This window comes from Planctomycetota bacterium (assembly GCA_016125255.1).
In the GTDB taxonomy this organism is placed as follows: Bacteria; Planctomycetota; Phycisphaerae; order Phycisphaerales; family Zrk34; genus RI-421.
Window position 1 is genome coordinate 79,043 of sequence record WGMD01000014.1, and the last position, 23,247, is coordinate 102,289.

A 23,247-nucleotide genomic window follows, 5' to 3' on the forward strand; every position below is an offset into this window, starting at 1 on the left:
GACGCATTTGGCGGCGGGGCTTGCCTCGCGCGGTTCAATGCGCATGCCGCGCGGGGCAAGCCCCGCCACGAAGTGGTCCTGCGGGTTCACGTTGATCGAACTGCTTGTCGTGGTGGCGATCATCGCATTGCTCATCGCGATACTGATTCCCTCGCTCGCGCAGGCGCGCGAGTTGGCGAAGCGCACGCTCTGCGCCGCCAATCAGCGCCAGTTGGCCGTGACGTTCTACACCTATGCCAACGACAGCAAGGGCGTGCTGCCCGACACATGGCCCAACACCGGCGGGCGGAACCATATGCTCTGGGTCTGGAGCCGCAAGGTCACGGACGATCTGTTGCATCGCTACCTCGGCGGGCCGGATATTGCCAAGGTCGACACGCTCGCCGAGGCCCCGCAGATCGGCGAGGCGTTCCGTGTCTTCATGTGTCCGACGCAGGATCAGTATCACGACAACACCTACTTCGCGTTCGGCCCGGGGGTGACGGACCTGACGGACAACACGCGGTGGACCGGCTTCGTGAGTCTGACCAGCAGCGAACTGTCCGCCTCGACCTTCGCCCCAAGCACCAGCGTCCTCAAAGGCAAGGATGTGCGCATCCGAACCCTCGCCGACAAACGCAACGGCCCGCTGTTCACCGAGGCGCTCTATCACACGACCGATTACGACACGACCTACTACGGCGGGCGATGGACGTGGCTCTGGTCGCTGATGCCCTCCACGCAGCAGTCGAGCTATTCCTGGCACATCGGCAATCTCGATACGACCAACGGCTACTCCGTCGCGGGGGCGAATCAGACGGGTCTGGACGGGTCGGTGACGTGGTACAACTTCGGCGACATCGTCGAAGGGGCCGTGTCGCGCACCGATGTGATGAACCGGGCGCAGGTGTACCAGACCTTCGGCGCCACGATGCGCGGCTACTACTGGTACCAACCCGGTCGCAAACGCAACTGACGCGCAAGCCCGCCACGCCGACGCTGAGCCGCGCTTCGCGGCGAAGCGTCTGGTACCTGTGTCTGGTACTCCACCGCCCCGCGTGTTACATTTGAAGCATGTTCAACGCCCCTACGCTTTACGATCGCATCGGCGGGGAAATCGGCCTCGAAAAGATGGTCGACGGGCTTTACGAACGCGTGCTGGCGGACCCGATGCTCGCGCCGTTCTTCAAAGACACGCCGATGGACAAGCAGCGGCGGATGCAGCGTGAGTTCATGGCCGTCGCCCTCGGCGCCGCCGCGCATCACAGCGATACTTCCCTGGCCTGGGCCCACGCCGAGCGGGGCATCACCTTCGAGCACTTCAATCGCTTCTGTCAGCACATGAGCGAATCGCTCAAGGCGATGAACATCGACGACGCCACCGTCCACGAAGTCCTCCAGCACATGGCGCTCTACAAAAACGCCATCATCGGCGAATCGTACTGACGCCGTTTCACAGCCGCCGCCCAACGAGCGGCGCGTCCATACAATGTGAGCATGTCCGATCTGTGGGCCACGCAGCGCACTTCGATGCTCAAGGCGGCCGAGCCGCTGGCGGTTCGCATGCGCCCGCGGTCGATCGACGAGTTCGTCGGCCAGTCGCATTTTCTGGGCGAAGGCAAACTGCTGCGACGGATGCTCGAAGCCGATCGCATAACCAGCGTGATCTTTCACGGCCCGCCCGGCTCCGGCAAGACCACGCTCGCGGAGATCATCGCCAACTCGACGCATCGGCATTTTGAACGCGCCAACGCCGCGACGATCGGCGTCAAGGAAATCCGATTCGTCATCGAAGAAGCGACTCGCCGCCTGACCACCCCCGGAAGCGAGCGGAAGACGATCCTGTTCCTCGATGAAATACACCGCTTCAGCAAGTCGCAGCAGGATGTGCTGCTGGGCGATGTCGAGCGCGGCGTCATCACGCTCATCGGCGCGACCACCGAAAACCCCTTCTTCTCCGTCAACAGCGCCCTCATCAGCCGCTCGCAGGTGTTCAGTTTCGAACCCCTGCCCCCGGAAGCGATCAAGTCGCTGCTCCATCGTGCGATCAGCGATGAAGACCGCGGCTACGGGAAGCTGCCGCTAGAGGTCACCGAGGAAGCGCTCGATCATTGGGCGACGATGTGCGACGGCGACGCCCGCCGGGCGCTGACGGCGCTGGAAATCGCGGTGCTTTCGACGGAGGCGTCAGCGGTCAGCCATCAGCAATCAGCCAACCAGAAACAGGAAACCCCAAACAAGCAACACCTCCTCATCGACCTTCCGATCGCGCAGGAGTCGATCCAACGCAAGGCGATTCAGTATGATCCGACCGGCGATGCGCACTATGACGCGATCAGTGCGTTCATCAAATCCATGCGCGGGTCGGACCCGGACGCGACGGCCTACTGGCTGGCCCGCATGATCGTCGCCGGGGAGGACCCCTTGTTCATCGCCCGGCGGATCGCCATTCTCGCCAGCGAAGACGTGGGCAACGCCGACCCGCGCGCGATGCAGCTTGCGGCGGCGGCGTACACGATCACCGAGCGCGTCGGCCTGCCCGAGTGCCAGCTCACGCTCGCGCAGGCGGCGATCTACATGGCCTGCGCCCCCAAGTCCAACGCCAGCGCGACGGCGATCTGGAACGCGGTGTCGGATGTGAAAAACCAGCGGACGATCCCCGTGCCCAAACACCTGCGCGACGCCCATTACGCCGGTGCAAAAAAGCTGGGGCATACGGGGTATCAGTATGCTCATGACAGCGAGAAGGGGTACGTCGAGCAGGACTATCTGGGCGTGGAGAAGAAGTATTACGAACCGACGGATCGGGGGTACGAGAAGCACATCCGCCAGTATCTGCAATGGATCGGCGCGATGAACCCCTCGGGCGGGCCCGCGTCTGAATAACCGGCCGGTCGATTATTGCGGACCGGGCGCGAAGATGGACGAAGTAAGAGGATGGTGCGCGTGGGAAGGGACGGGCGCGTGCCGGAGGCGCGATGGGCATGTCGCAACCAGGATCGGACGCCAAGAAGAACCTGCGCACGCGGATGCGGCAGGCCCTGAAGCGGGTCGATCCGGGACTGCTTCATTCGCGGTCGGTGGCGGCGGCGGAGCGGCTGGTGCGGACCGACGAGTTCCGGCGTGCGACGACGATCATGATGTTCCTCTCGCTGCCGGGCGAGGTCGATACGCGAGCCATCGGGCTTCGCGCCTGGCAGGAGCAGAAGGTCGTGACCGTGCCGCTGGTCGGGCATGAGCAAAAGCACATGATCCCCGTCGTGCTGCGGAGCTTCGACGAGCCGATGGACGAGGATCGCTACGGCGTCCGCACGCCGACGACCGGCGAGCCGATGCCCATCGAACTCATCGACCTCGTGGTGCTGCCGGGTTTGGGTTTCGACACGCTGGGTCATCGCATCGGGCGCGGCGGCGGATTCTACGATCGGTTTCTGGCCCGGCCCGAGTTTCGCGGGATCGCCTGCGGGATCGCGATGGATGTGCAGGTCGTCGAAGCGGTGCCGCTCAACGGGCACGATCGGCAGGTGGACATGCTTGTGACGGAAACGCGCGTGATGCGGTTTAAACATTCGCCGGTTTGACGCCGGTATAATGAAGCGGTTCGGACGGCATGTCCGAATCCTCACCACAGAAGATGGAGCTTCTCGTCATGGTGCTTTCAAGCCAGGCCCAGCAGCGCGGCCGGACAACTTATACCAGCCCCTATCGCCGCAAGCGCAAGCAGCGCGCCCGGCGGTGGATCGGGTCGATCCTCGTTCTGGCCGTCGTCGGCTATCTGGCGTGGTCATGGATGCGCCCGCGCGGCGAGTCCTCGACCGGCCCGGCGGACGTGCGCGCCGATTCGGGCGCGGTCAAACCCGCCGGCACCGCATCGACGACGCTGCACAATGCCGATGTGCATCTGAGCTATTCCGCCGCGAAGGGGCTCGACGCCAAGCCCGATGCGAAACCGGGGCCGACGACAGCTCTGGGCGAGCGTGCGGTCAAGGCCGAGTTGCCGCCCGGCGCGACCACTGAGCCCGCCAAGCCGACGCCTCCGGCGACGAACCCGCAGACCGCCGGTGCGTCCAATGCGCCGACGCAGCCGACGCCCGTGGCGACATCGCTCGATCCGGAAGTCGCGCGGACGATCGACGCCGGTCGTCAGATGATCAACTCCGGTCAGCGCGTCAAAGGCCGGGAGCTGCTCAATAACGCCCTGCATATGCCGCTCCGCCCCGATGACGCCAAGGCGCTGCGCGATCTGCTCAGTGGGCTCAATCAGGACATGGTCTTCTCGCCCAAGGTCGAGCCGGGCGATCCGTATGCGGATACTTATGTGGTGCAGGCCGGGGACGTGCTGGCGAACATCGCCAAGAACTATCATGTGCCCTGGCAGTTCATCTCGCACATCAACGGCGATCTGGAGCCCCGCAAACTCCGCGTAGGCATGCGGCTCAAGGTCGTGAAAGGTCCCTTCCACGTCGTTGTCGACAAGAGCGACTTCCGACTCGACGCCTACCTCGGCCAGCCGGGCAAGGGCGGGCTGTTCGTCCGCAGCTTCCGCGTCGGGCTCGGCGAATTCGACGCCACGCCCGTCGGCGAGTTCGTCGTCAAGCGACACTCCAAGCTCGAAAACCCCGAGTGGACCAATCCGCGCACCGGCGAACGATTCGTCGGCGACAATCCCAAAAACCCGCTCGGCGAATACTGGGTCGGCCTCCGCGGCGCCGACGCCACGACCGAAGACCTCAAGGGCTACGGCATCCACGGCACCATCGAACCGCAAAGCATCGGCACCCAGTCGTCGATGGGCTGCATCCGCATGCTCGACGACGACATCAAGCTCGTGTACTCCATGCTCAGCGAGGAAGAAAGCCGCGTGGTGGTCGTCAGATGATCGCTGCCGGCCGCGATGCGGCACGAATGACCAATTCCCAATGACCAAGGAAATGTTCAAATGATCACCGGCGCATTGGTCATTTGAACATTTCCTTGGTCATTGGTGCTTGAACATTGGTCATTTCCGCTCGCAACCCCGGCAATCTTTCATCTGTAAGTATGAGTAGTGCACCATGAAAACCGCCCGCTGGTTCCGCGCTTTGATCGTCACGCTGGCCGTCAGCGCCGGCGCTTTCGCCGACCCGCCCACGCCGCCGGCGCAGCCCGCCGAGGGCCCCGGCGGAAGCGCGGCTTCGCATCAGAAGGTCGTCAGCTCGCAACATGGCGAAGGCGGGACCGCGTACTGGCTTTACGAGCCCGACGACCCCAAGCCCGCGACGGCGCCGGTGATCGTATTCAATCACGGCTGGGGCGCGACGCGCCCCGGGCCCTACGGGGCTTGGATCGATCATCTGGTCAAACGCGGCAACATCGTGATCTATCCGGCGTATCAGGAAGGACTGACCACGCTGCCCGCTCAGTTCACACCCAACGCCGTCGCCGCGATCAAGGAGGCGCTGCGCCAACTCGACACGGAGCCGGGGCATGTCAAACCGGACCTGACGAAGTTCGCCATCGTCGGCCATTCGATGGGCGGCATTCTGGCGGCCAATCTCGCCGCCGTGGCGTCGACGGTCGGACTGCCGACCCCGCGGGCGATCATGAGCATCGAGCCGGGCAAGACATGGGGCCTGCCGCCGCCCATGGCGGTCGTGCTCGACGATCTTTCAGCCATCGATGCCGGCACGCTGATGCTCGCCGTCATCGGCGATCGTGACAGGGTGGTCTTCGACGTCGACGCCAAGCGGATCATCAAGGAATCGACAGCCGTTCCCGCCGCGAACAAGAACCTCGTGCGGCTCGTCAGCGATGATCACGGCAAGCCGGCGCTTGATGCGTCGCACCTGGCGCCGGTCGCGATCAGCTCCGGGGGCGAATCGCGCCGCCCGATCCTTAAGCGCGGGTCCAACACCGGCGGGATCATCAGCGTCGATGCGCTGGACTACTTCGGCACGTGGAAACTCCTTGACGCCCTGACCGATGCGGCGTTCTACGGCACGCATCGCAACATCGCCCTCGGCAACACGCCTGAACAGCGCGACATGGGCGCCTGGAGCGACGGCACGCCGGTTAAACGAATGGAAATAGTGACGGATCCGTGACGTTCGCCGTCCAGCGGCGGGGCGTCGCCCCGCCGCTTTTTCACGATCAACTTTGACTCAATCGCTTCTTCGGCGCGTCGAACAACATCTCGTGCGTCTCGCGCAGTTCGTCGGCGATGCGGTCGGCGAAGGGCGAAGCGGCGACGGCGGTGCTGATGTCCAGGTGGTCCAGCGCCGCGGCGGTCAGGCCGGGGAACCAATGGCCGCCGTTGCCCAGCAGGTTGTAGCGCATGCGCCCGTATTCGGTCATGTCATACGCCTTCGCCAGCATCCGGAGCCAGAGAATGATGCGAAGATTCATGTGCCCCGGCGACTCCTCCCAGCGGGGCAGCCCCTCCGTGAATCGATCCGCGTAGTCGGCCCCGACCGCTTCGACCATCGCTTCACGCAACCGCTTCTCGATCGGCGGCAGCAGGTCATCGATCTTCTCGATCAGCGGCAGCGAAGTCAGTTGCAGATCGAAGTCGCTCGGGCACGCGGCGCCGAGACTGAGCGTGTGCACCTCCGGCCGGCGCAGACAGAAAAGGCAGTTGAACACCAGGGGATGCAGCGGGGCGCACAGATCGAAAAGCTTCTGCGGCGGGCGGTAGAGCATGCCGCCCTTGTCGGCCGGACTGATGATGAACACGCCCATATCGCGCCGCGTCGCCGCTTCGATGGCCGGCCAGTTCTCCTGAAAGATGTAGTACCAGTGCAGGTTCACATAATCGAAGTCCGCCGCGATCGTGTCGAGAATGAGCGGCAGGGCGGCATGCGTCGAGAACCCGATGTGTTTGGCGAGCCCGCGGGCCTGAAGCCGCCGCGCCGCTTCGAGACATCCGCCGGGGCGCACCGTCCAGTGCAGCAGCTCATATGTGTTGATCCCGTGCATCGCCAGCAGATCGACGTGATCGAGTTGAAGGCGCTTAAGCGATTCGTCGAAGCAGCGGAGGAAATCCGCGGGATCTTCCTGCGGGCTGATCTTGGTCTGCACGATGATCTTCTCACGCGGCAGTTTCGGGAGCACCAGCCCCAGTTGCCGCTCGGACGAGCCGTACCCGCGCGCGGTTTCGATGTGGTTGATGCCCAGTTCGACGGAGCGGCGGATCGTCGCTTCGAGATTCGCCTGATTGTCCGGCGGAACCTCGGCGAGCGGAACATCCTGCCATTTGTACTGATAGCGCATTCCGCCGCAGGAAAACACGGGCATTTGCAGTTCGGTTCGGCCAAAACGTCGGTAAAGCATGCCCATTGGTATAGACGACGGAGCCAGCGGCGACAAGCGGCGTGTTATCATGGGGCGATGCGCATGGTGCTGCTGGGTGATCTGCATCTGTATCAGCTCGGGGTCCGGCCCTGGCGGCTTCTGTCCAAGCGCGTGCTGGGCTATGCCAATCTGCTGCTCAATCGGCGCAAGCATTTCGATCTTTCGCGGCTGCCGACGCTGCTGGCCCGTGTCGAAGCGCTCAAGCCGGACATGATCCTCGGCACCGGCGATCTGACGACGCTCGCCACGCAAGGCGAGTTCGACATGGTGCGCGACAAGCTGGGTCCGACCTTCGCGCGCCATGACACGTTCATCATTCCCGGCAATCATGACCGATACACCTTCACCGCCGCGCGGACCCGGGCGTTTGAGCGCGCGATGGGCGATTGGACGCCCCAGCGCTGGCCGGCGTATCGCCTGCTGCGTCCGCACCTGCATTTGATCGCCATCGACCAGACGCGGCCGAACATCATCACCGACCGCGGGCGCGTCGGGGCGGCGCAGCTCAACGGCCTGCGCCAGGTGCTCGACGCCATGACGGAGATCGACCGCGTGATCGTCATGGGTCATTACCCGATCGGCATGCCGCCGGGTCATCCGCCGGAGGCGACGCGGCACGCGCTGATCGACGCGGAGGAACTGGTGCGCGTGCTTTGCGGATGTGCGGCGGGCGTGCTGTATCTGCATGGCCATGTGCATGAGCCGCAGGTCTGGGTGCATCCCGCGTCGGATCGGCTGGCGATTGTCAATGCCGGAGCGCCGCTGTATCGCAAGACCGGTTGGCTGTTCGGGCAGGGGTTCTGGTGTCTGGATGACGAAGGCGACTGGCCGCCGGCGCTGACGCATCATGAGCTCGATGACATGGGGACGTGGTACGGGTCGAAAGTGATTTGGCCGGACGCGGCGGGCGTCGCGGCGAAAATCGGTTAAAATGCATGTCCCGACACATGGTTTTCATCAGCGCGGGCGATGCGTTCCGCGCAGCAAGGAGCGATCGATATGTTCCGACGGCTGGCGGTCATCGTGGTGCTGGCAATACTCGGCGGGTGCGGCTCGCCGTACATCAATCTGCCCGGCGTCGAAGGCGACATGGCGTCGCACGACGTCAACGACATCAACGTCCGCAAGGTCGAAGCCAAGGCGCTGGCCTATCTGCTCACGCGCCAGCCGCCGACGGGGCAGTACGCCGTCGCCCTGCCGCCCGGCTCGCTCACCAGCACGTACAACCAAGTCCTCGCGGCCGTGCCCGCCGGCGGCGACCGCGTCACCGACGCCGACGCCACGATCCCCGTCTATCGCGTCGCGCAGGTGCAGGTGCGCGGCCTGAGCGGTCAGGTCGATATCATCCGCCCCGTCGGCGACGGGCAGCGCGAGGAGCTTTACAGCGTGTTCCTCGAAACCGACATCGACGGCTGGTACGCCGCGGGCGGCAAACTCTGGCATGTGCCCGTCGATCAGGCCCTGGCTCTGGCGCGCTTCGAGCAGCCCAAGCCCGACAAGGAATCCGAGCCAGCCCCCGCTCAGCCCGCCGAGTCGCCGACGACGCCCGAGCCGGCCCCGCAGAGCAAATGATCCCCATCGCCCGAGCAGTTCACGCGAGGTTTCGTCAGCGTACGGTGCGCGAAGTTGGTTAATGTACATCAGAGGTCCCAATGCCTTCTGACACCGGCGAACCATGATCCGCAACCGCGGACGAACGCCGCCGCTCACTCCGCGGTGTTGAGTGCCCAGTTGAAGGGCTGCCATGTGATGAGCGGCTTGTCCTTGCCGGCGACGAGCGTCGCCAGCGGCGAATTGGGGTCGGCGTAGAGCGCGATGAACCCGAGCGTCCCGCCGAAGGGCGGCTTGGCGAAGTCCTCCTTGAACCAGTCAAAGAGCGGCGAGGCCAGGAGCGTCGGCCCGAGCACCGAGATGTGTACGCCATCGTTGACGAAGCGCTCGGACTGATCGTTGAGCTGATCATCGAGCCGGTCGGCTGTGTAGGCGTCGCGCCGCAGGGGCGGTGAGCCCATCGCGCCGTACACGAGCGCCATGTGTATGCGCGCATCGCCCAGCGGGCGGATCCACCGATCGCGCAGATTGTCGAGCGTGATGGTTTCGCCGATGACGGTGAACTCCTGCTTGTCGAAGAATCCCTTGCCGGGATTGACCGACGCACCGGCCCTGCGGTCGGCGATCGCCCGGAGCACCATCAGGTTGTACGCATTGATCAGATACGAGAGCCGGCGGGCATTGGTGTCAAAGTGACGCGTCTCCGCGACGGTCTGCACCAGCTTGCCCAGCGCTTCGCGCTCGCCCGCCAGGGCTTTGTAGTCGACCAGCCCCCGCTGTTTGGTCACAATCTTGCCAAGCAGGGTTTCGTAGTCGCGATTGAACTGATTGATGGCGGCGATGTCGTCGGAGTAGTCGTTGCGCGCGCCCTGCGGCGGAAGGGGCCTCGGCGGCGGCGAACCGGCGCAGGCACATAGCATCGCAATGATCAGGCCGACCGCAATGAAACGCATCGATGACATCCGCACGATCAGGGCTCGGGGGTGTGAACGATCTTGCACGGCGGGGTGACGACGACGGCGGCGGGCGACAGCGCCATGTCGATGCCCGCCTTCGTCCCGGCGATGAAGAGGTTGGCGGGGTCTTCACACGTGAACGGATACCGCGCGCCGGCGGTGGCGAGCGTCGCCTGAATTTCCGAATCACCGTCCATGCGCAAAGGCGAGGGCCGGGCCGAGCCGAGCAGCCATTCGCCCGTCAGCGACTGCGCCCCGAAGTAGTCGGGGTGATGCGGGACGCCGTCGCCGGCCGGGGCGACCGTGATCGCCTCCCAGTGGGAGCGGTCGGCGCCATTGAGCGAAGAAGCGCCCGCGCCCGGGCCGGCCGGGCCGCCGCTGGGCGGTTCCTGGAAAATCGGCGTCGACTGCTTGTTGATCTCGTAGTTCTGGTTCTCGCCCGCGCAGCCCGCCCAGAACGCCAGCGTCATCCACAAAAACAACCACGCCACTTTGTACCACATAAAACTGCGTCTCCAGACTGATTCGCCCTTCTCCCAAAAGAGCGGAACACCGGCGGCGATTATACCACAAACCCCGGCTGCGCCAATGATAAAATGAACCGCGCCAACGCCCGGCAATTCCCGAAATCGCCACGAATTTTTTTCATTTTCCATGTAGACATCCCCCCCGCCCCGGCGACCTGTCTATAGACCGGCCCCGAGGCGGCGAATGAGGCATTTCCATGAGTCTGGATCAGAACACCGTCCTGCGAATCCTGATGCGCGAGCGCGTGCGGCTCTACGCCTACACCTGGTCCATCGTTCGCGATCAGCATCTGGCCGAGGACGTGTTTCAGGAAGTGTCCATTCTCGTGATGGACAAGCGGGAGGAATTGCGCGACGCCGCCGCCCTGCCGACCTGGCTTCTGCGGGCGTCGCGCCACAAGGCGCTTCAGGCCGCCCGCTCCCGCCGGCGTGATCCGCTGGTCTTCGACGAGGCGGCGATGCAGCGGCTGGATCGGCTCTGGGAAAAGCGCGACGACGTGGAGGACACCATCGCGGCGCTGCGCCAATGTCTGAGCGAGTTGACGCCCTACGCCCGACGGATCGTTCAGCTTCGCTATGCCGAGGGATTGAGCGGCGAGGCGTTGGCGCGGAAACTCGATCGCAAGGTGCGCACGACGTACATGGCCCTGACGCGCATTCACAATGCGCTGGCCGAGTGCGTTCAGCGTCGGATGCGACAGGGAGGGGCCGATGCCTGAACTGCCGCTTTTTGATGAGACGATGAGCGATGACGATCCACTGACCGATCTGGCGCTGCGCTACATCGACGATCAGCTTGACGCCGAGGCGTTCGCGCAGCTCAACGCCCTGCTCGCGGCCGACGACGCGGCGTGCGAACGGTTCATCGCCCTGTGCATTCATGCACGGGCTCTGGCCGAGCCGCTCAATGAGGCGTTGAGCGAGGACGAACCGGAGGCGGTCGTCGGGCGCGTGGGATCGACGACCTGGCGGCGCGGGGCATGGGCGGCGGCGGCGATCGCATTGGTCGCGGCACTGACGGCGATAATGTTCCATGCCCGCACAAACGACCGGCCGATCGCGGGCGCGCCCCGGGCGGTGGCGCTCCTTTCGGATCAGTCGGCCGATGCGCGATTCGACGACGCGATGCCGTCGCTCGGCGGCGACGTGCTGCCGGGGGAGATCCGTCTTTCGCGCGGTACGGCCCAGTTGATGTTCCGCGGCGGCGCGGTGGTCGATCTGCGCGGCCCTTGCGACTTCGCCGCCCTCGCGCCCGGCCGGGGACGGCTCACGCACGGGTCGCTCGAAGCGTATGTCCCCGAACCGGCGCGCGGATTCGTGATCGAAGCCGCCAACGCCGTCGTCACCGATCTTGGCACGCGCTTCTCGCTCGACGCTGACGAGGATCAGATTCGCCGGGTCGACGTGCTCGAAGGCAGCGTGCGGCTGGACGCCGGCTCCGATCATCGCATGCTCACAGCCGGTCTCCGCGCCGATGTGAACGGTACGGCGATCGGGCGCATCGCTTCGCTGGCCGAGGTGGATCGACCGGCCTGGCGGCGCTATTTGCAGCTCAATGTGCTCAAGGACGAAGCGGGCTTCGCGGCGTTCGCATTCGACGGGGGCGTGGACCCGCTCGTCGGTCCGGAGGCGAAGATCGTCGGCAACGTCGCGGCCGCACCCGACCGGTTCGGGCATCAACGGGGCGCGATTGCGCTCGATGGCGCGACGGCGATCGCGCTGGACACGAGCTGGCCCGCCGGCGACTTCACCGCGGCGGTGTGGGTCCGGCCCGAGGCGATCGGGCGGATGATGTACATCGTCGGCACGCAGATTTCCGCCGACCCGCACGCGCGATTCCTGCGATTGTCCGACGACGGTCGCCCGCAGTTCACGATGATTCCCGACCCGGCGAAGATTCACGAAGCCGTCGCGCGGCCCTTAAGCGTCGGGCAGTGGGTCCACCTCGCCGTCACCTTCGCCGCGCAGACGCCGACCTTCGGCCAGCTCACGCTCTTCGTCAACGGCCGCCCCGCCCAGTCGATCTTCATCACCGGTGACACGACGCGCACTGATCGCATCGCCAACATGAAGATCGGCGCCCGGCCGGATCAGCCCGATCAGTACCGCTTCCGCGGGGACCTCGATGATCTGATTCTCATTAAACGCGCCATGAGCGAAGAGCAGGTGCTCGATCTGTACAACGCCTCGCGTCCCCGCCCGACCTCAGAACAAGGAGACACGCCATGAGATTGTCCGCACGTTTCGCCCTCGCCGCCGCCGTCTGTCTGACCGCCGCGCCGGCCCTGCGCGCCGATGTCGCGCCTTACACGACCGACGCCAACACGCTGCATCTTTATCATCTCAATGAGTCGAACGTCCCCGCCGTCGACTCCGGCTCCGGCACGCCCATCAACTTCGACTCCAAAGGCACACTCTCGAGCTTCGTCACCGGCTTCTTCGGCAACGCCGTGTCGATCGGACCCGCCGATTCGTCGATTTCCGCCGCGGGGCTCATTCAATCGCTGGGTCCGGGCAACACGAGCACGCCCGCCGCGTGGCAGGGAGCCGACGGCGCGTTCACCTATGACATGCTCATCAGGACTTCGTCGATCAGCAACGGCGATGAAATCCAACTGCTCACCAAGCAGGATGACATCGCCGCATACTTCCAGTTCCGCATCAACGGCGGAAACCTCCAGTTCGTCAAAGCCACCGGCACCGTCGACACCGCCACCGCCGTGATCCCCACCACGGGCAAGGACGCCTTCGTCGCCGACGAATGGTTCCATGTCGCCGTCTCTTACAACGGCGACCCGTCCGACCCGCAGGGCGTCAAACTCTACTGGACCCGCGCCGCGCCCGGCGTCACCCGCGCGAACCTCATCGGCGTCGACGGCCTCAACGCCGACGTGACCAGCGGAACCGCCAATCGCACCGTGCTGGGCAATCGCTTCAACGGCTCGGGCGAGAACCTGCCCGGCACCATCGATGAAGTCCGCGCCTCGAGCGTCGCGCGAACCGCCGATCAGTTCGTGTTCTCCAAGAATCTCGCCCTGCCGATCATCCTCACCGACAATTTCACCAGCGTGACCTCGGGCATCAATGACAACCTCGCCGCGCGCCAGACCGGCCTCGCCGCCGTGACCAACTACTCCACCGGCGGGTCCACCAGTGCGACGATCGTCAACAATCAGGTGTTCTTCGACCCGGCCGGTTCGATGACGATCTCGCCCGATCTGAATCTCGCCGCCGGCGCCGCCGCCGCGCTCATCGCCGCACAGGGCGGTTTCGTCGTCGATTTCGATGTCAACCCGGTGTCCGATGCCTCCGATACCGGCACGAACACCAACTGGTTCGCCCTCAGCTTCGGCCACACCAGCGCCAGCCGCACCACCGGCAACGCCACCGCCGCGGTCACCAGCGGGTCCGCCGACTTCGGCATCCTCTTCCGCGACAATGGCAAGTACCAGACCTTCGACAACGGCGTCAACAAGATCAACGACCTGATCTTCGACGCCAACCCCGTCGCCACCGAAACCTACAACATCCGCATCGTCGTCATGACCGCCAACGCCAACAGCGGCACCGGCGCGGTCGTCTACGCCTTCGTCAACGGCGTCATGATCGACCTGGACCCCTCGGCCGCGTTCGGCGGGTACGCCTTCACATGGGACACCGACGGCTCCAACTTCCTGGCGCTCGAAGCGCGTAACAACGATGCGGTGTTCGACAACCTCGTCATCGCCGCCGTCCCGACCCCCGCCGCCCTGCCCGCGGGATTGGCGCTGATGACGCTCATCACGGTGCGCCGACGCAAATGACACAGACGATGCAACATCACGAAACGCATTTTGCGGCGGGGCTTGCCCCGCGCGGCCAAGTGCGCATGCCGCGCGGGGCATGCCCCGCCGCTAAATGGCGCGCTCGATGCCGACATGGTTTCACCCTTATCGAGCTGCTCGTCGTCGTCGCCATCATCGCCCTGCTCATTTCGATTCTGTTGCCTTCGCTCAACAAAGCGCGCGCGGTGTCCAAGCGCGTGGCGTGTCTGGCGACGACGCATCAGTGGACGATTGCGTGGACCGCGTACACCGTCGACTGGCGCGGCGGGCTTTTCGACTACATCCTGCAGCGTCCGGACCATCAGATCTGGACCGGCGTCCTGCGCAAGTACTACAACGATTCGACCGGGTTGCTGATCTGTCCCAGCACGCTCAACCCCCCGCCCCCCGAAGGCGTCGGCAATACCGGCATCCCCGGCGTCCGGATGGGCACGGCGACCATGACGTGGAGCGAGCAACGCCCCGGCTATAAACCCGGTGATCCGTACATGACCGCCAGCTACGGCTACAACGTCAATCTCTGCCCCAACGCCGCGTACGGCCTCCCGGCCAATCGGTATCAGGGCGTCAATGCCATCCGCCAGCCGTCGATCACCCCCATCCTCGGCGACAGCACATGGCGATCGGCCGCACCCGGCGATGTCGGCACGCTCAAGATCTTCCCGACCAATCTCGACAACCCCGAGTCCGCCACCGTCGCGTCGATGGACATGGCGTATCGCTGGGTCAGTAACCGTCACACCGACGCCACCAACATCGCCTTCGTCGACGGCCACTCCGCGCCGGTCCCGCTCGTGGAGGTCTGGGCGCTCAAATGGCACCGCAACTACGACACCACCACCCCCGTCAGCGGCGCTCCCTGACGATCGATTCAGTATGTCGGTTCATCTTCATCGCTCAGTCCGCTCAGTCCGCGCATCGCCTGAGCGATCACTCCTGGATCGAATCCGCGCCGTGCCAATAGCGACCACACGCGCTGCCGCCGCTTGGCCGGTTCGCAGCGCCGCAGCGCCGCGGACTTGAGTCGCTGCTCCGCCAGTCGGCGGGCTTCGCCGACCGCATCGTGCTCGCCCTCCGCTTCGCGCACCAGCTTCTCGATGAGCTTGCGCGGCAGGCGTTTGAGCATGAGCTTCTGTTCGATGAGCCGCCGCCCCGCCGGCTTCCGCGCACGGATCGAGGCGATCGCCGACCGCCCGTACGCCTCGTCATCCAGATAGCGCTTCGCCAAAAGATCCGCCACCAGCGGTTCGATCACCGCGCTCTCATACCCCTTCTGCCGCAGCTTGTTCGCCAGCTCGCCGCTGGAGTAGTCGCGCCGATTGATCAGCGACAGCGCCTTCCGCCGCGCTTCATCGGTCATCGCCACGCGCCCGACGCGCGCCGCCGTCGCCTCGTCCCACACATCCCCAACGCGAATCCCCAGCTCCCCCAGATGCTCGATCTTCAGCGTCGCCACCTTCTCCTTGCCGACGCGCACCACGCACCGCAGGGGATCGCCTTTGAGCGGTTTGATCGAAGTGATGATCGGTGTGCTATCCATGATTTTCATTAACCAATCACCAATACCCAATGCCTAATAGCAAATGCATTGGTGAATGGTCATCAGGTATTTGCTATTCGTTAACCGAAGCATAAAACACATCGTCTCCATCCTCACTCGACTCCAACCTTCGGACAATCATTCCTCACGACACACTGCTCGCAGTCCGGCTTCCGCGCCTGGCAGGTTCGCCGGCCGTGCCAGATGAGCAGGTGCGAGAGCATCGTCCATTGATCCCGCTCAAAAAGCTTCATCAAATCCGGCTCGATCTTCTCTGGGGCCGTGTGCGTGGTCAGCCCCATGCGATGGGCAATGCGTTTGACATGCGTGTCCACCACGACGCCGACGTGCGTGTCGAATGCGTTGCCGAGCACGACATTCGCCGTCTTCCGCGCGACCCCCGGCAGCTTGAGCAGCTCGTCCATCGTACGCGGCACTTCCCCGCCGAAGTGGTCGGTGATCATCTTCGCCGCCGCGATCATGTTCCTGGCCTTATTGCGATAAAACCCGCAGGATTTGACGATTTTCTCGACATCCGCCTGTTTGGCCCCCGCGAGTTGTATTGGTGTGGGGTACTTTTTGAATAGCGCCGGCGTCGTCATGTTCACGCGCTCGTCCGTACACTGGGCCGAGAGAATCGTCGCCATCAGAAGCTCGTACGCATCGTGATGCTCCAGGGCGCATTTCGCTTCGGGGATCGTCTTTTGAAGCGCGTGATAAATGCGCTGAGCGCGGGCGGATTTAGCGGTCTGTGTTTCCCTGGGCATGGGCGTGATTGTAACATGGTCATCGGAGCGTGAGCCATGATTGAAATTTCGCCCATCACCAGCGTGACGCTGGCCCCGCTCGTCGCGGCGGGGTTGTCCGTGCAGCAGGCCGCGGAGCGCGCCGCGTCAGCGGGGTTCCGCAGCGTGCAGCTCTCGGCGGCGGCGAAGGGGCTGCGCCCGCGCGAACTGGATCAGCGGGCGCGGCGCGATGTGCTCATGATGCTCAGCCGCGCGGGACTCATGCTCGGAGGCCTCGACCTGATGATCCCCCGCAAGGACTGGACCGATGCCGCGACGCAGGAGCGGGCGGTCGATGCGGCGCTGGCGGCGATGGGGCTCGCGGCGGACATGGGCCGCGTGCCGCTGAGCATGACGCTGCCGGTGGGCGACGTGGCGGGCGACATCCGCAAGACGCTGCTCGATGCGGCGGACGGGCGCGGCGTCGTGCTGGCGATTCATGCGGAAGATCAACTCGATGCACTGCTCGCATGGCTCGACGCGGAGGATCAGCCCGTGCTCGGGGCCGCCCTCGACCCCGCCGCCCTGCTCGCCGCCGACATCGATCCGACCGACGCGATGATGAAAATGTCCAAACACGTTCTGATCGCCCGGCTCGATGATTATGCCCGGCCAAGCGTCGCCGGCGCGGGCGGACGCTGCCTCCTCGGCGAAGGCGAACTGGACATGGATGCATATCGCGCCGTGATGACAACGCTCCGCCACCTGCGCGGCCTCGTCGTCGAACTGCGCGATTTGCCCGACCCGATCCGCGCGATGCAACACGTTGCCGGCACCGTTTAGCCGCGAGCCGCAGGCGAGCGCGAACGACGGAAAGCGCTCGCCTGCGGCTCGCGGCTAAACGGGGCGCCGTCAGGATGCGAGCTTTTCCCGCAACTTCTGCTGGATCACTTTCGGATTCGCCTGGCCCTTGCTGAGCTTCATCACCGCCCCGACGAGCCGGCCGATCGCGGCCATCTTGCCGGCGCGCACATCCGCTGCCGCCTGCGGCTCCGCTTCGATCGCGGCGTCGACCCATGCGTTCAGCGCCCCGTCATCGCTGACCTGAATCAGCCCCCGCTCCTTCGCCAGCGCGGCCGGGTCGGCGGATTCGCCCTGCTCGACGCACAGGCCGACCAGTTCATCGACCGCGTTGGAGCCGATCTGTCCGCCGGCGTTCATCTTCTCGATCGCCGCAAGCTGGGCGGCGCTGACGCCGACATCGCTGATCAGACACGCGCGCTCGTTGGCGCGCTTGGCGAGATTGTTGAGCAAGAGCGTCGCGGCACGCTTGCCGTCGACCCCCGCTTCGATGACCGCTTCAAAGTACATGCACACCTCGCGCTCGTCGACGAGCGTGTCGGCCTGCTTGGTGTTGAGCCCGTAATCCGTCATGTATCGTCGCTTGCGGCTGTACGGCAGCTCCGGAATCTCCGCGCGGATGCGATCGAGCCAGGGCTCATCCACCGTGACCGGCACAAGGTCCGGGTCGGGGAAGTAGCGGTAGTCGTGCGCATCCTCCTTCTCGCGCTGAAGGACGGTGACCATCTTCACATCGTCCCACCCGCGCGTGCTCTTGGACCCCGGGGCCATGACCTTGCCGTCGGCGAGGAACTGCTCGACCTGCCGCTCGTGCTCATAGGCGATCGCCCCGGTGACGGCGCGGAAGCTGTTGAGGTTTTTGACTTCGACGATGGGCGTGGCGAACGTCTTGCCGTCTTTTTCGATGAGCACGTTGATGTTGGGCTCGAAGCGCATGTGGCCCCGCTGCATGATGCCCTCGGTGACGCCGAGGAAGCGACAGATGTTGCGCAGCATCTGCCCGAACTGCACCGCGTGATCGGCCGTCTCAAAGTCCGGCTCCGTGACGATCTCCAGCAGCGGCGTCCCTGCGCGATTCAGATCCACAATCGAATAATCAATCGGCCGCCCGCCCGGCGCTTCGTGCAGCAGCTTGCCCGCGTCTTCTTCGAGATGCGCCCGCGTGATGCGGATCGGTTTCATCGGGGCGTCGGGCGCCTCGCTCATCGGCACATCGACGACACCCGTGCCGACGAGCGGCAGATCGTACTGGCTGATCTGATAGTTCTTGGGCAGATCGGGGTAATAGTAGCTTTTGCGGTCCCACTTGCACCAGCGGGCGATCTCGCACCCGAGGGCGAGGCCGACTTTGATGGACATTTCGACGGCTGCGCCGTTCATGACGGGCAGCGTGCCGGGCATGCCGATGACGATCGGGTCGACGAGCGAATTGGGCGCCGCCTCGAAGTAATCGCGATGCGCGACGTTGGGCACGCCGGTCCACATCTTGGTGCGGGTGGCGAGTTCGACATGGATCTCCATGCCGACTTTGAGCTGGGTTCTGAGGCCGTGAATCGTGGTCATGCGGCCATTGTAGCGGAACAAAAAGCCGCTTGCGGCTTCGCATCATCCGCGCAGCCGGCGCACGCCCCACGCCGGCAACATCAACCCCGCCATGAGCCCGACGTCCGTCTGCGCCGGCGGCAGGTCGTAGTGATTGGCGAGGACGAACGCCATCACGGCGGCGATCAGCGCGACGAGCGGCGCGACGACGAACATCGGCGCGACGCGGCGGCACAGACTCTTCGCCGCCAGCGCCGGCAGGACGAGGCAGCCGAAGGCGTAGAGCATCCCGCTCGTGCGCAGCGACAGTCCGAGTGTCAGGCCCAGCCAGATCGCGATGGCGAAGTTCCACAGCCGCACGCGCACGCCCAGCACGGCCGCGGTCTGTTCGTCCATGACGAGCAGTCGCAGCGTGCGGTGCGCCAAGGTGATGATGACCACCGTGACGATCGCCAGCGCGGCGAAGACGGCGACGTCGGCGAGCGAAGCGCCGATGATGCTCGAAGCGAGAAGCCGCTGCACTTCGTCGAGCCCGTGCGGCGAATGAGTCACGAGCAGAATCGCGCCCGCCGACGCGCCGAGAAAGACCCATCCCGTCACCGCCTCGTGCGACTCGCGCCCGATCTGCCCGGGCCTTGCCGTCAGCACAGCCGCGCCGACGGCGAAGACCACCGCCGCCAGCGGCGCGAAGGCCGCATCGTCGACGCCGTGCCCGAACCACGTCGCGCCGATCATCGCCAGCGCGATGCCAAGCGTCGACGCCTGCGCGACCGCCGCGCCGATGAAAATCTGATCGCGGGCGACGACCATGACCCCAACCATCGCAAGTAGCACCGCGATGAGCCAGCCGGCGATGTACGTGTTGGCGAACAGGTCCCATGACTGGCAGAAGTCGTGAATCATCGGTCAGGCGTTTCCTTCCTCACTCCTCCCCTGCCGAGGGGGAGGTTGGGTGGGGGTGAATCGTGTCGGTCGTGATATATCCGCATCGAAACGGGACGGAGCAGAACTGATACGACTCACCCTCCCCCTGCCCCCACCTCGGAGGGATGGGGGTAAGAAGATCGGCCGACGTGGGCGGCGATGACGCCTTCGGCTTCCTGCGTGATGGTGATCGGCACGCCGTAGACGCGCTCCAGCAGATCGCTTTGAAGAATGTCGCCCGCCGGACCGGCTCGGACTTCGCCGCCATGCACCAGCGCGATGTGCGTCGCATAGCGCGCCGCCAGTTCAACGTTGTGCGTGACAAACAGAATCGTCAGATTCGTCGCGTGATTCAGCTCCGCCAGCGCCCGCATCAGGGCGTCTTCGCTGGTCAGGTCCAGCCCGCTGGCCGGTTCGTCAAGCACCAGCACGGCGGGGCGACGGATCATGGCGCGGGCGAGCAGCGCCCGCTGGCGCTGCCCGCCGGACAGCGACCAGTAGTCCGCGTCGATGCGATCATCGAGCGACACGCTTTGCAGCGCTTCGATCATGCGTGCTTCGCGTTCCGACCGATCGACGCGCTGGCCGATGAGCCCCAGGCCGACGAATTCGCGCACGGTCGTCGGCAACGTCGGGTTCAGGTCGCAGCGCTGGGGCACGAAGCCGATGCGATCGGGTCGCATCGTCACGGGGTCGCGCTTCAATGCGACGGGGTCGGCAGGGATGAGTCCGAGGATGCCGCGCAGGAGCGTGGTCTTGCCCTGCCCGTTGGGGCCGACGATGAACCATCGCTGACCGCGCTCAATGGTGAACGTCACGTTGCGCAGAATCGTCCGCCGACCATATCCGAGGGAAAGGTCGCGGGCTTGAAGAATCGGGGCTGGGTCAGTCATGAAAGACTCCATGAAGACGGGGGGACTTAAGTCCCCCCGCCTCGTGTGAGGATCATTGTTTAAGCGCCGCCATCAGCGCGTCGATGTCGTGCTGGAAGAAGCTCAGGTAGTCGTCGGTGCCGTCGGTGGCGTGGACCTGATGGGCGAGCGCGGCGACCTTCGCATCGGTGTGCGCGGCGAGGAAGGCGGCGTGACGCGGATCGAAGTACGGGCTGGAGATGATGAGCTTGACGTTTCGCCGGCGCATCAAGTCGACCAGCTCGGCGGTGTGGCTCGTCGTCGGGGCCATGCCGGGCTTGGGCTCCATGTATCCGACGAGGTCGAGGCCGAAACGCAGCGCGAAGTAGCGCCACATGTTATGATCCGCCACGGCGAGGGCGCCCTTGTACGGCCGCATCGCGCCGAGCCAGCCGCCGAGCAATTCCGCCTGATGCTGCGATTCGAGGAACGGCACGAGCTTGTCATGATCCGCCAGCAGCATGAGCTTCTCGATGTCGTATTGAGCCGCGAGTTTGTCGCCGACCATCGCGGCGGCGAGCTTGTCGTGAAACGCCTGATAGTTCCTGTCGAAGGTCGCTTTCGATTCGGGGCGCAGCTTGTCGAGCCGGTCGCGGATGAGTCGGGCGACTTTCAGGCCGTTGATCGGATCGAGCAGGTAATGCGGATTGCCGAAAGGGTGCACATCGCCGAGGGACCGGTCGACGGTCGTGGTGGGCACATCGATGGGGGAGATCGCCGTCGAGCAATCGAGATAGCCCGGCGCTCCCGGCAGGACGCGCTCATTGCGCGCGTTTTTGAGGAGCACGGGGGCCCATCCGATTTCCAGTTCCAGGCCCATCTGCATATACAGGTCGGCGGTGCTCAGTTCCTTGACGAAGCTGGGCCGCGCTTCGACGAAGTGGACGTCTTCGCCGCCCTTGGCGAAGACGATGACGGTGACTTCATCGCCGCCGATGGACTGCGTGATCGAGCCCAGATCGGGCACAGTCGCGCAGACGCGCAGCGGATCGGCGTGAAGCGAAGCGGTGAGGATCAGCGTGAGCAAACAGGGGATGATCGATTTCATGATGAACGTCCTTTGCGGTTAGTAGCTGTGCGCGGGGTGAGCGCCGAAGAGGAATTCGACGCCGAGCCAGACGGTGTGCGCCCCGTGGCCGAGGTGGGCGGCATCGTCGTAGTTGTACTGAAGTCGGAATCGCGAGAAATGCGTCGGCTGCCACATGATCAGCGGGCTGATGCGATGGCGGCTGTCGCGCGTCGGGTCGTCGTTGTGGCTGATGACGGTGCCGAATTCATCAACGCTGTTGCCCGAGCCGGTGGCGTACTCATAGCGAATCCCGGCGGCCCAGTCGCGGTGAAAACCATAGAGCACCTGCGAATAAAAACCCCAATCGTGCAGTTCGTCGGCGGAGAGCAGCACGTCATCGACCGTGCCGGGAGCGCCGTCGGGGCCGACGTGGACCGCCGCCTGGGCGTTGTAGTCGCGGGCAATGAATTCGCTTTGCCAGATGACGAAGGGCCAGCCGTGATCATTATCGACGGGCTTCCATTTGAGCTTCGCATCCCCGCCGTAGATCCATGTGTCCCCGCCCGCGGCATTGTTGGCGAACGCGCCGGACGCGCCCAGACTCAGCGAAAGCTCATCGGACAGGTCCCAGACGTTGGCCCAGTGCATGGTGTACGTCAGATCCTCGGCGTTGCGGACGCCGTGGTCCATGAAGGGGCGGCCCCCGATGGCTTCGTCGGCTGCGAGGAAGCTGGGCATCGTTTCGCCCGTGGCGTTCTGCACGCTCAAGAACAGCTCGCTGTACCAGGGCAGCGGCGTGAGCCAACTGATCTGCACGCCACCGGCCCGCATGCCGTCGCCGCCGAAGACGCGGCCGTTGATGATCGGCTGATCGATCCAGTCCCATGCATGCGGATGCACCGGGTTGATCAGGCCGAACTTGCTCAGGAAATGACCGAACTTGAGCTGAAGCCCGCCGGGCAGCGCGGTCGTCGTGGCGAACGCTTCTTCAAGCTCCGCTTCGGTTTCCCCGCTGTCGGGATCGACGAGGAAGACGATGTGCGCTTCGCCGTTGAGATACGGATCGATCGCGCCGGCGAGGGACAGCTCGGCTTGTCCGAGTGTGAAGCCGCGCTGCTTGGGGTCGTGCCCGCCGCCTTGCAATGTTTGAATATCCGAGTCGCCGACGGTCGATCCGCCGGCATTGAAAAGCACGTCGAGCGAGATGTCGATGAGTTTCATCGACGCTCCGCCGCCGAGCGGGACGGACGCGAGGGCGGCTCCGCCGGCGGGCTGCCGCTGGGCCTGATCCGCTTCGATGTCCGCCAGCGCCGCGTCGAGCGCATCCTTGCGGGCCTGCGCGGAAGCGGCCGCTTTTTCAGGGGTTTTGATGGCGTCGACCTGCTGCTGAAGCTTGTCGATCTTGGCGTCCTTCTCCGCCATCTGCTGCTGAAGGGTGTCGATCTGTTGCTGCATGCGATTGAGCAGCTCAGTGGTTTTGTCCTGTGCACGAGCGGCGGCGCACATCAATAGCGCCACGCAAAGCGCGGCCAGGCCGCGCCGATGAATGGATCTGTTCATGGAATGGTT

At 64.9% G+C, this 23,247-nt stretch carries 23 protein-coding genes; 13 read left to right on the forward strand and 10 right to left on the reverse strand.

Going from position 1 to position 23,247, the window contains the following annotated elements:
* Positions 1–43: 43 nt before the first annotated feature.
* From GC162_12350 to GC162_12375, 6 genes are all read left to right on the forward strand, one after another.
* Positions 44–955 (forward strand): prepilin-type N-terminal cleavage/methylation domain-containing protein, encoded by a 912-nt coding sequence (locus GC162_12350; GenBank protein ID MBI1369430.1) that lies wholly within the window; start codon positions 44–46, stop codon positions 953–955.
* Positions 956–1,053: 98 nt separating this feature from the next.
* On the forward strand, positions 1,054–1,425 hold the full coding sequence (locus tag GC162_12355; GenBank protein MBI1369431.1) for a group 1 truncated hemoglobin: 372 nt from the start codon (positions 1,054–1,056) through the stop codon (positions 1,423–1,425).
* A 51-nt stretch (positions 1,426–1,476) separates the two neighbouring features.
* Positions 1,477–2,865 carry an AAA family ATPase gene (locus tag GC162_12360; GenBank protein MBI1369432.1) on the forward strand — a complete coding sequence of 463 codons (1,389 nt, stop codon included), beginning with the start codon at positions 1,477–1,479 and terminating at the stop codon, positions 2,863–2,865.
* A 92-nt stretch (positions 2,866–2,957) separates the two neighbouring features.
* Positions 2,958–3,560: a 5-formyltetrahydrofolate cyclo-ligase gene (locus GC162_12365; protein ID MBI1369433.1), complete on the forward strand. Its 603-nt coding sequence runs from the start codon at positions 2,958–2,960 to the stop codon at positions 3,558–3,560.
* A 29-nt stretch (positions 3,561–3,589) separates the two neighbouring features.
* Positions 3,590–4,858 (forward strand): L,D-transpeptidase family protein, encoded by a 1,269-nt coding sequence (locus GC162_12370; GenBank protein ID MBI1369434.1) that lies wholly within the window; start codon positions 3,590–3,592, stop codon positions 4,856–4,858.
* Between the two features lie 175 nt (positions 4,859–5,033).
* The gene (locus GC162_12375) at positions 5,034–6,062 is read left to right on the forward strand and encodes an alpha/beta hydrolase fold domain-containing protein (protein MBI1369435.1); all 1,029 of its coding nucleotides are present in this window, start codon (positions 5,034–5,036) and stop codon (positions 6,060–6,062) included.
* Positions 6,063–6,108: 46 nt separating this feature from the next.
* Here GC162_12375 and GC162_12380 read toward each other — a convergent pair whose 3' ends face one another.
* A complete protein-coding gene (locus tag GC162_12380) occupies positions 6,109–7,287 on the reverse strand; it encodes an aldo/keto reductase (protein MBI1369436.1) in 1,179 nt (392 codons plus the stop codon).
* Positions 7,288–7,344: 57 nt separating this feature from the next.
* Between GC162_12380 and GC162_12385 the strand changes: the two genes are divergently transcribed.
* Together GC162_12385 and GC162_12390 are read left to right on the forward strand one after the other, a co-directional pair.
* Positions 7,345–8,238: a hypothetical protein gene (locus GC162_12385; GenBank protein ID MBI1369437.1), complete on the forward strand. Its 894-nt coding sequence runs from the start codon at positions 7,345–7,347 to the stop codon at positions 8,236–8,238.
* Positions 8,239–8,307: 69 nt separating this feature from the next.
* Positions 8,308–8,880, forward strand: coding sequence for a hypothetical protein (locus GC162_12390; GenBank protein ID MBI1369438.1), 573 nt, complete (start codon positions 8,308–8,310; stop codon positions 8,878–8,880).
* 134 nt (positions 8,881–9,014) lie between these two features.
* On the opposite strand, the gene GC162_12395 is transcribed toward GC162_12390, so the two are convergent.
* Together GC162_12395 and GC162_12400 are read right to left on the reverse strand one after the other, a co-directional pair.
* Positions 9,015–9,821 carry a DUF547 domain-containing protein gene (locus GC162_12395; GenBank protein MBI1369439.1) on the reverse strand — a complete coding sequence of 269 codons (807 nt, stop codon included), beginning with the start codon at positions 9,819–9,821 and terminating at the stop codon, positions 9,015–9,017.
* Between the two features lie 8 nt (positions 9,822–9,829).
* Complete coding sequence (locus GC162_12400; protein MBI1369440.1) at positions 9,830–10,318, reverse strand: hypothetical protein; 489 nt, start codon at positions 10,316–10,318, stop codon at positions 9,830–9,832.
* A gap of 221 nt (positions 10,319–10,539) precedes the next feature.
* Here GC162_12400 and GC162_12405 point away from each other — a divergent pair, with 221 nt between their 5' ends.
* Genes GC162_12405 through GC162_12420 form a run of 4 tightly spaced genes read left to right on the forward strand, consistent with a single transcriptional unit; the run spans position 10,540 to position 15,029 of the window.
* Positions 10,540–11,061, forward strand: coding sequence for a sigma-70 family RNA polymerase sigma factor (locus GC162_12405; protein ID MBI1369441.1), 522 nt, complete (start codon positions 10,540–10,542; stop codon positions 11,059–11,061).
* Positions 11,006–12,571, forward strand: coding sequence for a hypothetical protein (locus tag GC162_12410; protein ID MBI1369442.1), 1,566 nt, complete (start codon positions 11,006–11,008; stop codon positions 12,569–12,571). Before GC162_12405 ends, GC162_12410 begins: the two co-directional genes overlap by 56 nt.
* The gene (locus tag GC162_12415) at positions 12,568–14,145 is read left to right on the forward strand and encodes a hypothetical protein (GenBank protein MBI1369443.1); all 1,578 of its coding nucleotides are present in this window, start codon (positions 12,568–12,570) and stop codon (positions 14,143–14,145) included. The genes GC162_12410 and GC162_12415 overlap by 4 nt, the downstream gene beginning before the upstream one ends.
* 8 nt (positions 14,146–14,153) lie before the next feature.
* Positions 14,154–15,029 carry a prepilin-type N-terminal cleavage/methylation domain-containing protein gene (locus tag GC162_12420; protein ID MBI1369444.1) on the forward strand — a complete coding sequence of 292 codons (876 nt, stop codon included), beginning with the start codon at positions 14,154–14,156 and terminating at the stop codon, positions 15,027–15,029.
* 8 nt (positions 15,030–15,037) lie between these two features.
* Here the strand turns inward: GC162_12420 and GC162_12425 are convergent, their stop codons facing one another.
* Together GC162_12425 and nth are read right to left on the reverse strand one after the other, a co-directional pair.
* Positions 15,038–15,715, reverse strand: coding sequence for a hypothetical protein (locus GC162_12425; GenBank protein ID MBI1369445.1), 678 nt, complete (start codon positions 15,713–15,715; stop codon positions 15,038–15,040).
* 104 nt (positions 15,716–15,819) lie between these two features.
* Complete coding sequence (nth, locus tag GC162_12430) at positions 15,820–16,473, reverse strand: endonuclease III (protein MBI1369446.1); 654 nt, start codon at positions 16,471–16,473, stop codon at positions 15,820–15,822.
* Between the two features lie 36 nt (positions 16,474–16,509).
* On the opposite strand from nth, the gene GC162_12435 reads away from it, so the two are divergent.
* Complete coding sequence (locus tag GC162_12435) at positions 16,510–17,274, forward strand: TIM barrel protein (GenBank protein ID MBI1369447.1); 765 nt, start codon at positions 16,510–16,512, stop codon at positions 17,272–17,274.
* 69 nt (positions 17,275–17,343) lie between these two features.
* On the opposite strand, the gene gatB is transcribed toward GC162_12435, so the two are convergent.
* The 5 genes from gatB to GC162_12460 form a co-directional block, all read right to left on the reverse strand.
* On the reverse strand, positions 17,344–18,855 hold the full coding sequence (gene gatB, locus GC162_12440; protein ID MBI1369448.1) for an Asp-tRNA(Asn)/Glu-tRNA(Gln) amidotransferase subunit GatB: 1,512 nt from the start codon (positions 18,853–18,855) through the stop codon (positions 17,344–17,346).
* Positions 18,856–18,897: 42 nt separating this feature from the next.
* Positions 18,898–19,737, reverse strand: a complete 840-nt coding sequence (locus GC162_12445) for an iron chelate uptake ABC transporter family permease subunit (GenBank protein ID MBI1369449.1) — start codon at positions 19,735–19,737, stop codon at positions 18,898–18,900.
* Between the two features lie 116 nt (positions 19,738–19,853).
* On the reverse strand, positions 19,854–20,663 hold the full coding sequence (locus GC162_12450; GenBank protein MBI1369450.1) for an ATP-binding cassette domain-containing protein: 810 nt from the start codon (positions 20,661–20,663) through the stop codon (positions 19,854–19,856).
* 40 nt (positions 20,664–20,703) lie between these two features.
* Positions 20,704–21,717, reverse strand: a complete 1,014-nt coding sequence (locus GC162_12455; protein ID MBI1369451.1) for a hypothetical protein — start codon at positions 21,715–21,717, stop codon at positions 20,704–20,706.
* Positions 21,718–21,735: 18 nt separating this feature from the next.
* Positions 21,736–23,238 (reverse strand): hypothetical protein, encoded by a 1,503-nt coding sequence (locus tag GC162_12460; GenBank protein MBI1369452.1) that lies wholly within the window; start codon positions 23,236–23,238, stop codon positions 21,736–21,738.
* Between the last annotated feature and the right edge of the window lie 9 nt (positions 23,239–23,247).

Excerpts from the sequence above, each read along its gene's own strand:
- GC162_12350 (MBI1369430.1), top strand. The coding sequence starts at position 44 with ATGCCGCGCGGGGCAAGCCCCGCCACGAAGTGGTCCTGCGGGTTCACG.
- GC162_12355 (MBI1369431.1), top strand. The coding sequence starts at position 1,054 with ATGTTCAACGCCCCTACGCTTTACGATCGCATCGGCGGGGAAATCGGC.
- GC162_12360 (MBI1369432.1), top strand. The coding sequence starts at position 1,477 with ATGTCCGATCTGTGGGCCACGCAGCGCACTTCGATGCTCAAGGCGGCC.
- GC162_12365 (MBI1369433.1), top strand. The coding sequence starts at position 2,958 with ATGGGCATGTCGCAACCAGGATCGGACGCCAAGAAGAACCTGCGCACG.
- GC162_12370 (MBI1369434.1), top strand. The coding sequence starts at position 3,590 with ATGTCCGAATCCTCACCACAGAAGATGGAGCTTCTCGTCATGGTGCTT.
- GC162_12375 (MBI1369435.1), top strand. The coding sequence starts at position 5,034 with ATGAAAACCGCCCGCTGGTTCCGCGCTTTGATCGTCACGCTGGCCGTC.
- GC162_12380 (MBI1369436.1), bottom strand. The coding sequence starts at position 7,287 with ATGCTTTACCGACGTTTTGGCCGAACCGAACTGCAAATGCCCGTGTTT.
- GC162_12385 (MBI1369437.1), top strand. The coding sequence starts at position 7,345 with ATGCGCATGGTGCTGCTGGGTGATCTGCATCTGTATCAGCTCGGGGTC.
- GC162_12390 (MBI1369438.1), top strand. The coding sequence starts at position 8,308 with ATGTTCCGACGGCTGGCGGTCATCGTGGTGCTGGCAATACTCGGCGGG.
- GC162_12395 (MBI1369439.1), bottom strand. The coding sequence starts at position 9,821 with ATGTCATCGATGCGTTTCATTGCGGTCGGCCTGATCATTGCGATGCTA.
- GC162_12400 (MBI1369440.1), bottom strand. The coding sequence starts at position 10,318 with ATGTGGTACAAAGTGGCGTGGTTGTTTTTGTGGATGACGCTGGCGTTC.
- GC162_12405 (MBI1369441.1), top strand. The coding sequence starts at position 10,540 with ATGAGTCTGGATCAGAACACCGTCCTGCGAATCCTGATGCGCGAGCGC.
- GC162_12410 (MBI1369442.1), top strand. The coding sequence starts at position 11,006 with ATGCGCTGGCCGAGTGCGTTCAGCGTCGGATGCGACAGGGAGGGGCCG.
- GC162_12415 (MBI1369443.1), top strand. The coding sequence starts at position 12,568 with ATGAGATTGTCCGCACGTTTCGCCCTCGCCGCCGCCGTCTGTCTGACC.
- GC162_12420 (MBI1369444.1), top strand. The coding sequence starts at position 14,154 with ATGCAACATCACGAAACGCATTTTGCGGCGGGGCTTGCCCCGCGCGGC.
- GC162_12425 (MBI1369445.1), bottom strand. The coding sequence starts at position 15,715 with ATGAAAATCATGGATAGCACACCGATCATCACTTCGATCAAACCGCTC.
- nth (MBI1369446.1), bottom strand. The coding sequence starts at position 16,473 with ATGCCCAGGGAAACACAGACCGCTAAATCCGCCCGCGCTCAGCGCATT.
- GC162_12435 (MBI1369447.1), top strand. The coding sequence starts at position 16,510 with ATGATTGAAATTTCGCCCATCACCAGCGTGACGCTGGCCCCGCTCGTC.
- gatB (MBI1369448.1), bottom strand. The coding sequence starts at position 18,855 with ATGACCACGATTCACGGCCTCAGAACCCAGCTCAAAGTCGGCATGGAG.
- GC162_12445 (MBI1369449.1), bottom strand. The coding sequence starts at position 19,737 with ATGATTCACGACTTCTGCCAGTCATGGGACCTGTTCGCCAACACGTAC.
- GC162_12450 (MBI1369450.1), bottom strand. The coding sequence starts at position 20,663 with ATGGAGTCTTTCATGACTGACCCAGCCCCGATTCTTCAAGCCCGCGAC.
- GC162_12455 (MBI1369451.1), bottom strand. The coding sequence starts at position 21,717 with ATGAAATCGATCATCCCCTGTTTGCTCACGCTGATCCTCACCGCTTCG.
- GC162_12460 (MBI1369452.1), bottom strand. The coding sequence starts at position 23,238 with ATGAACAGATCCATTCATCGGCGCGGCCTGGCCGCGCTTTGCGTGGCG.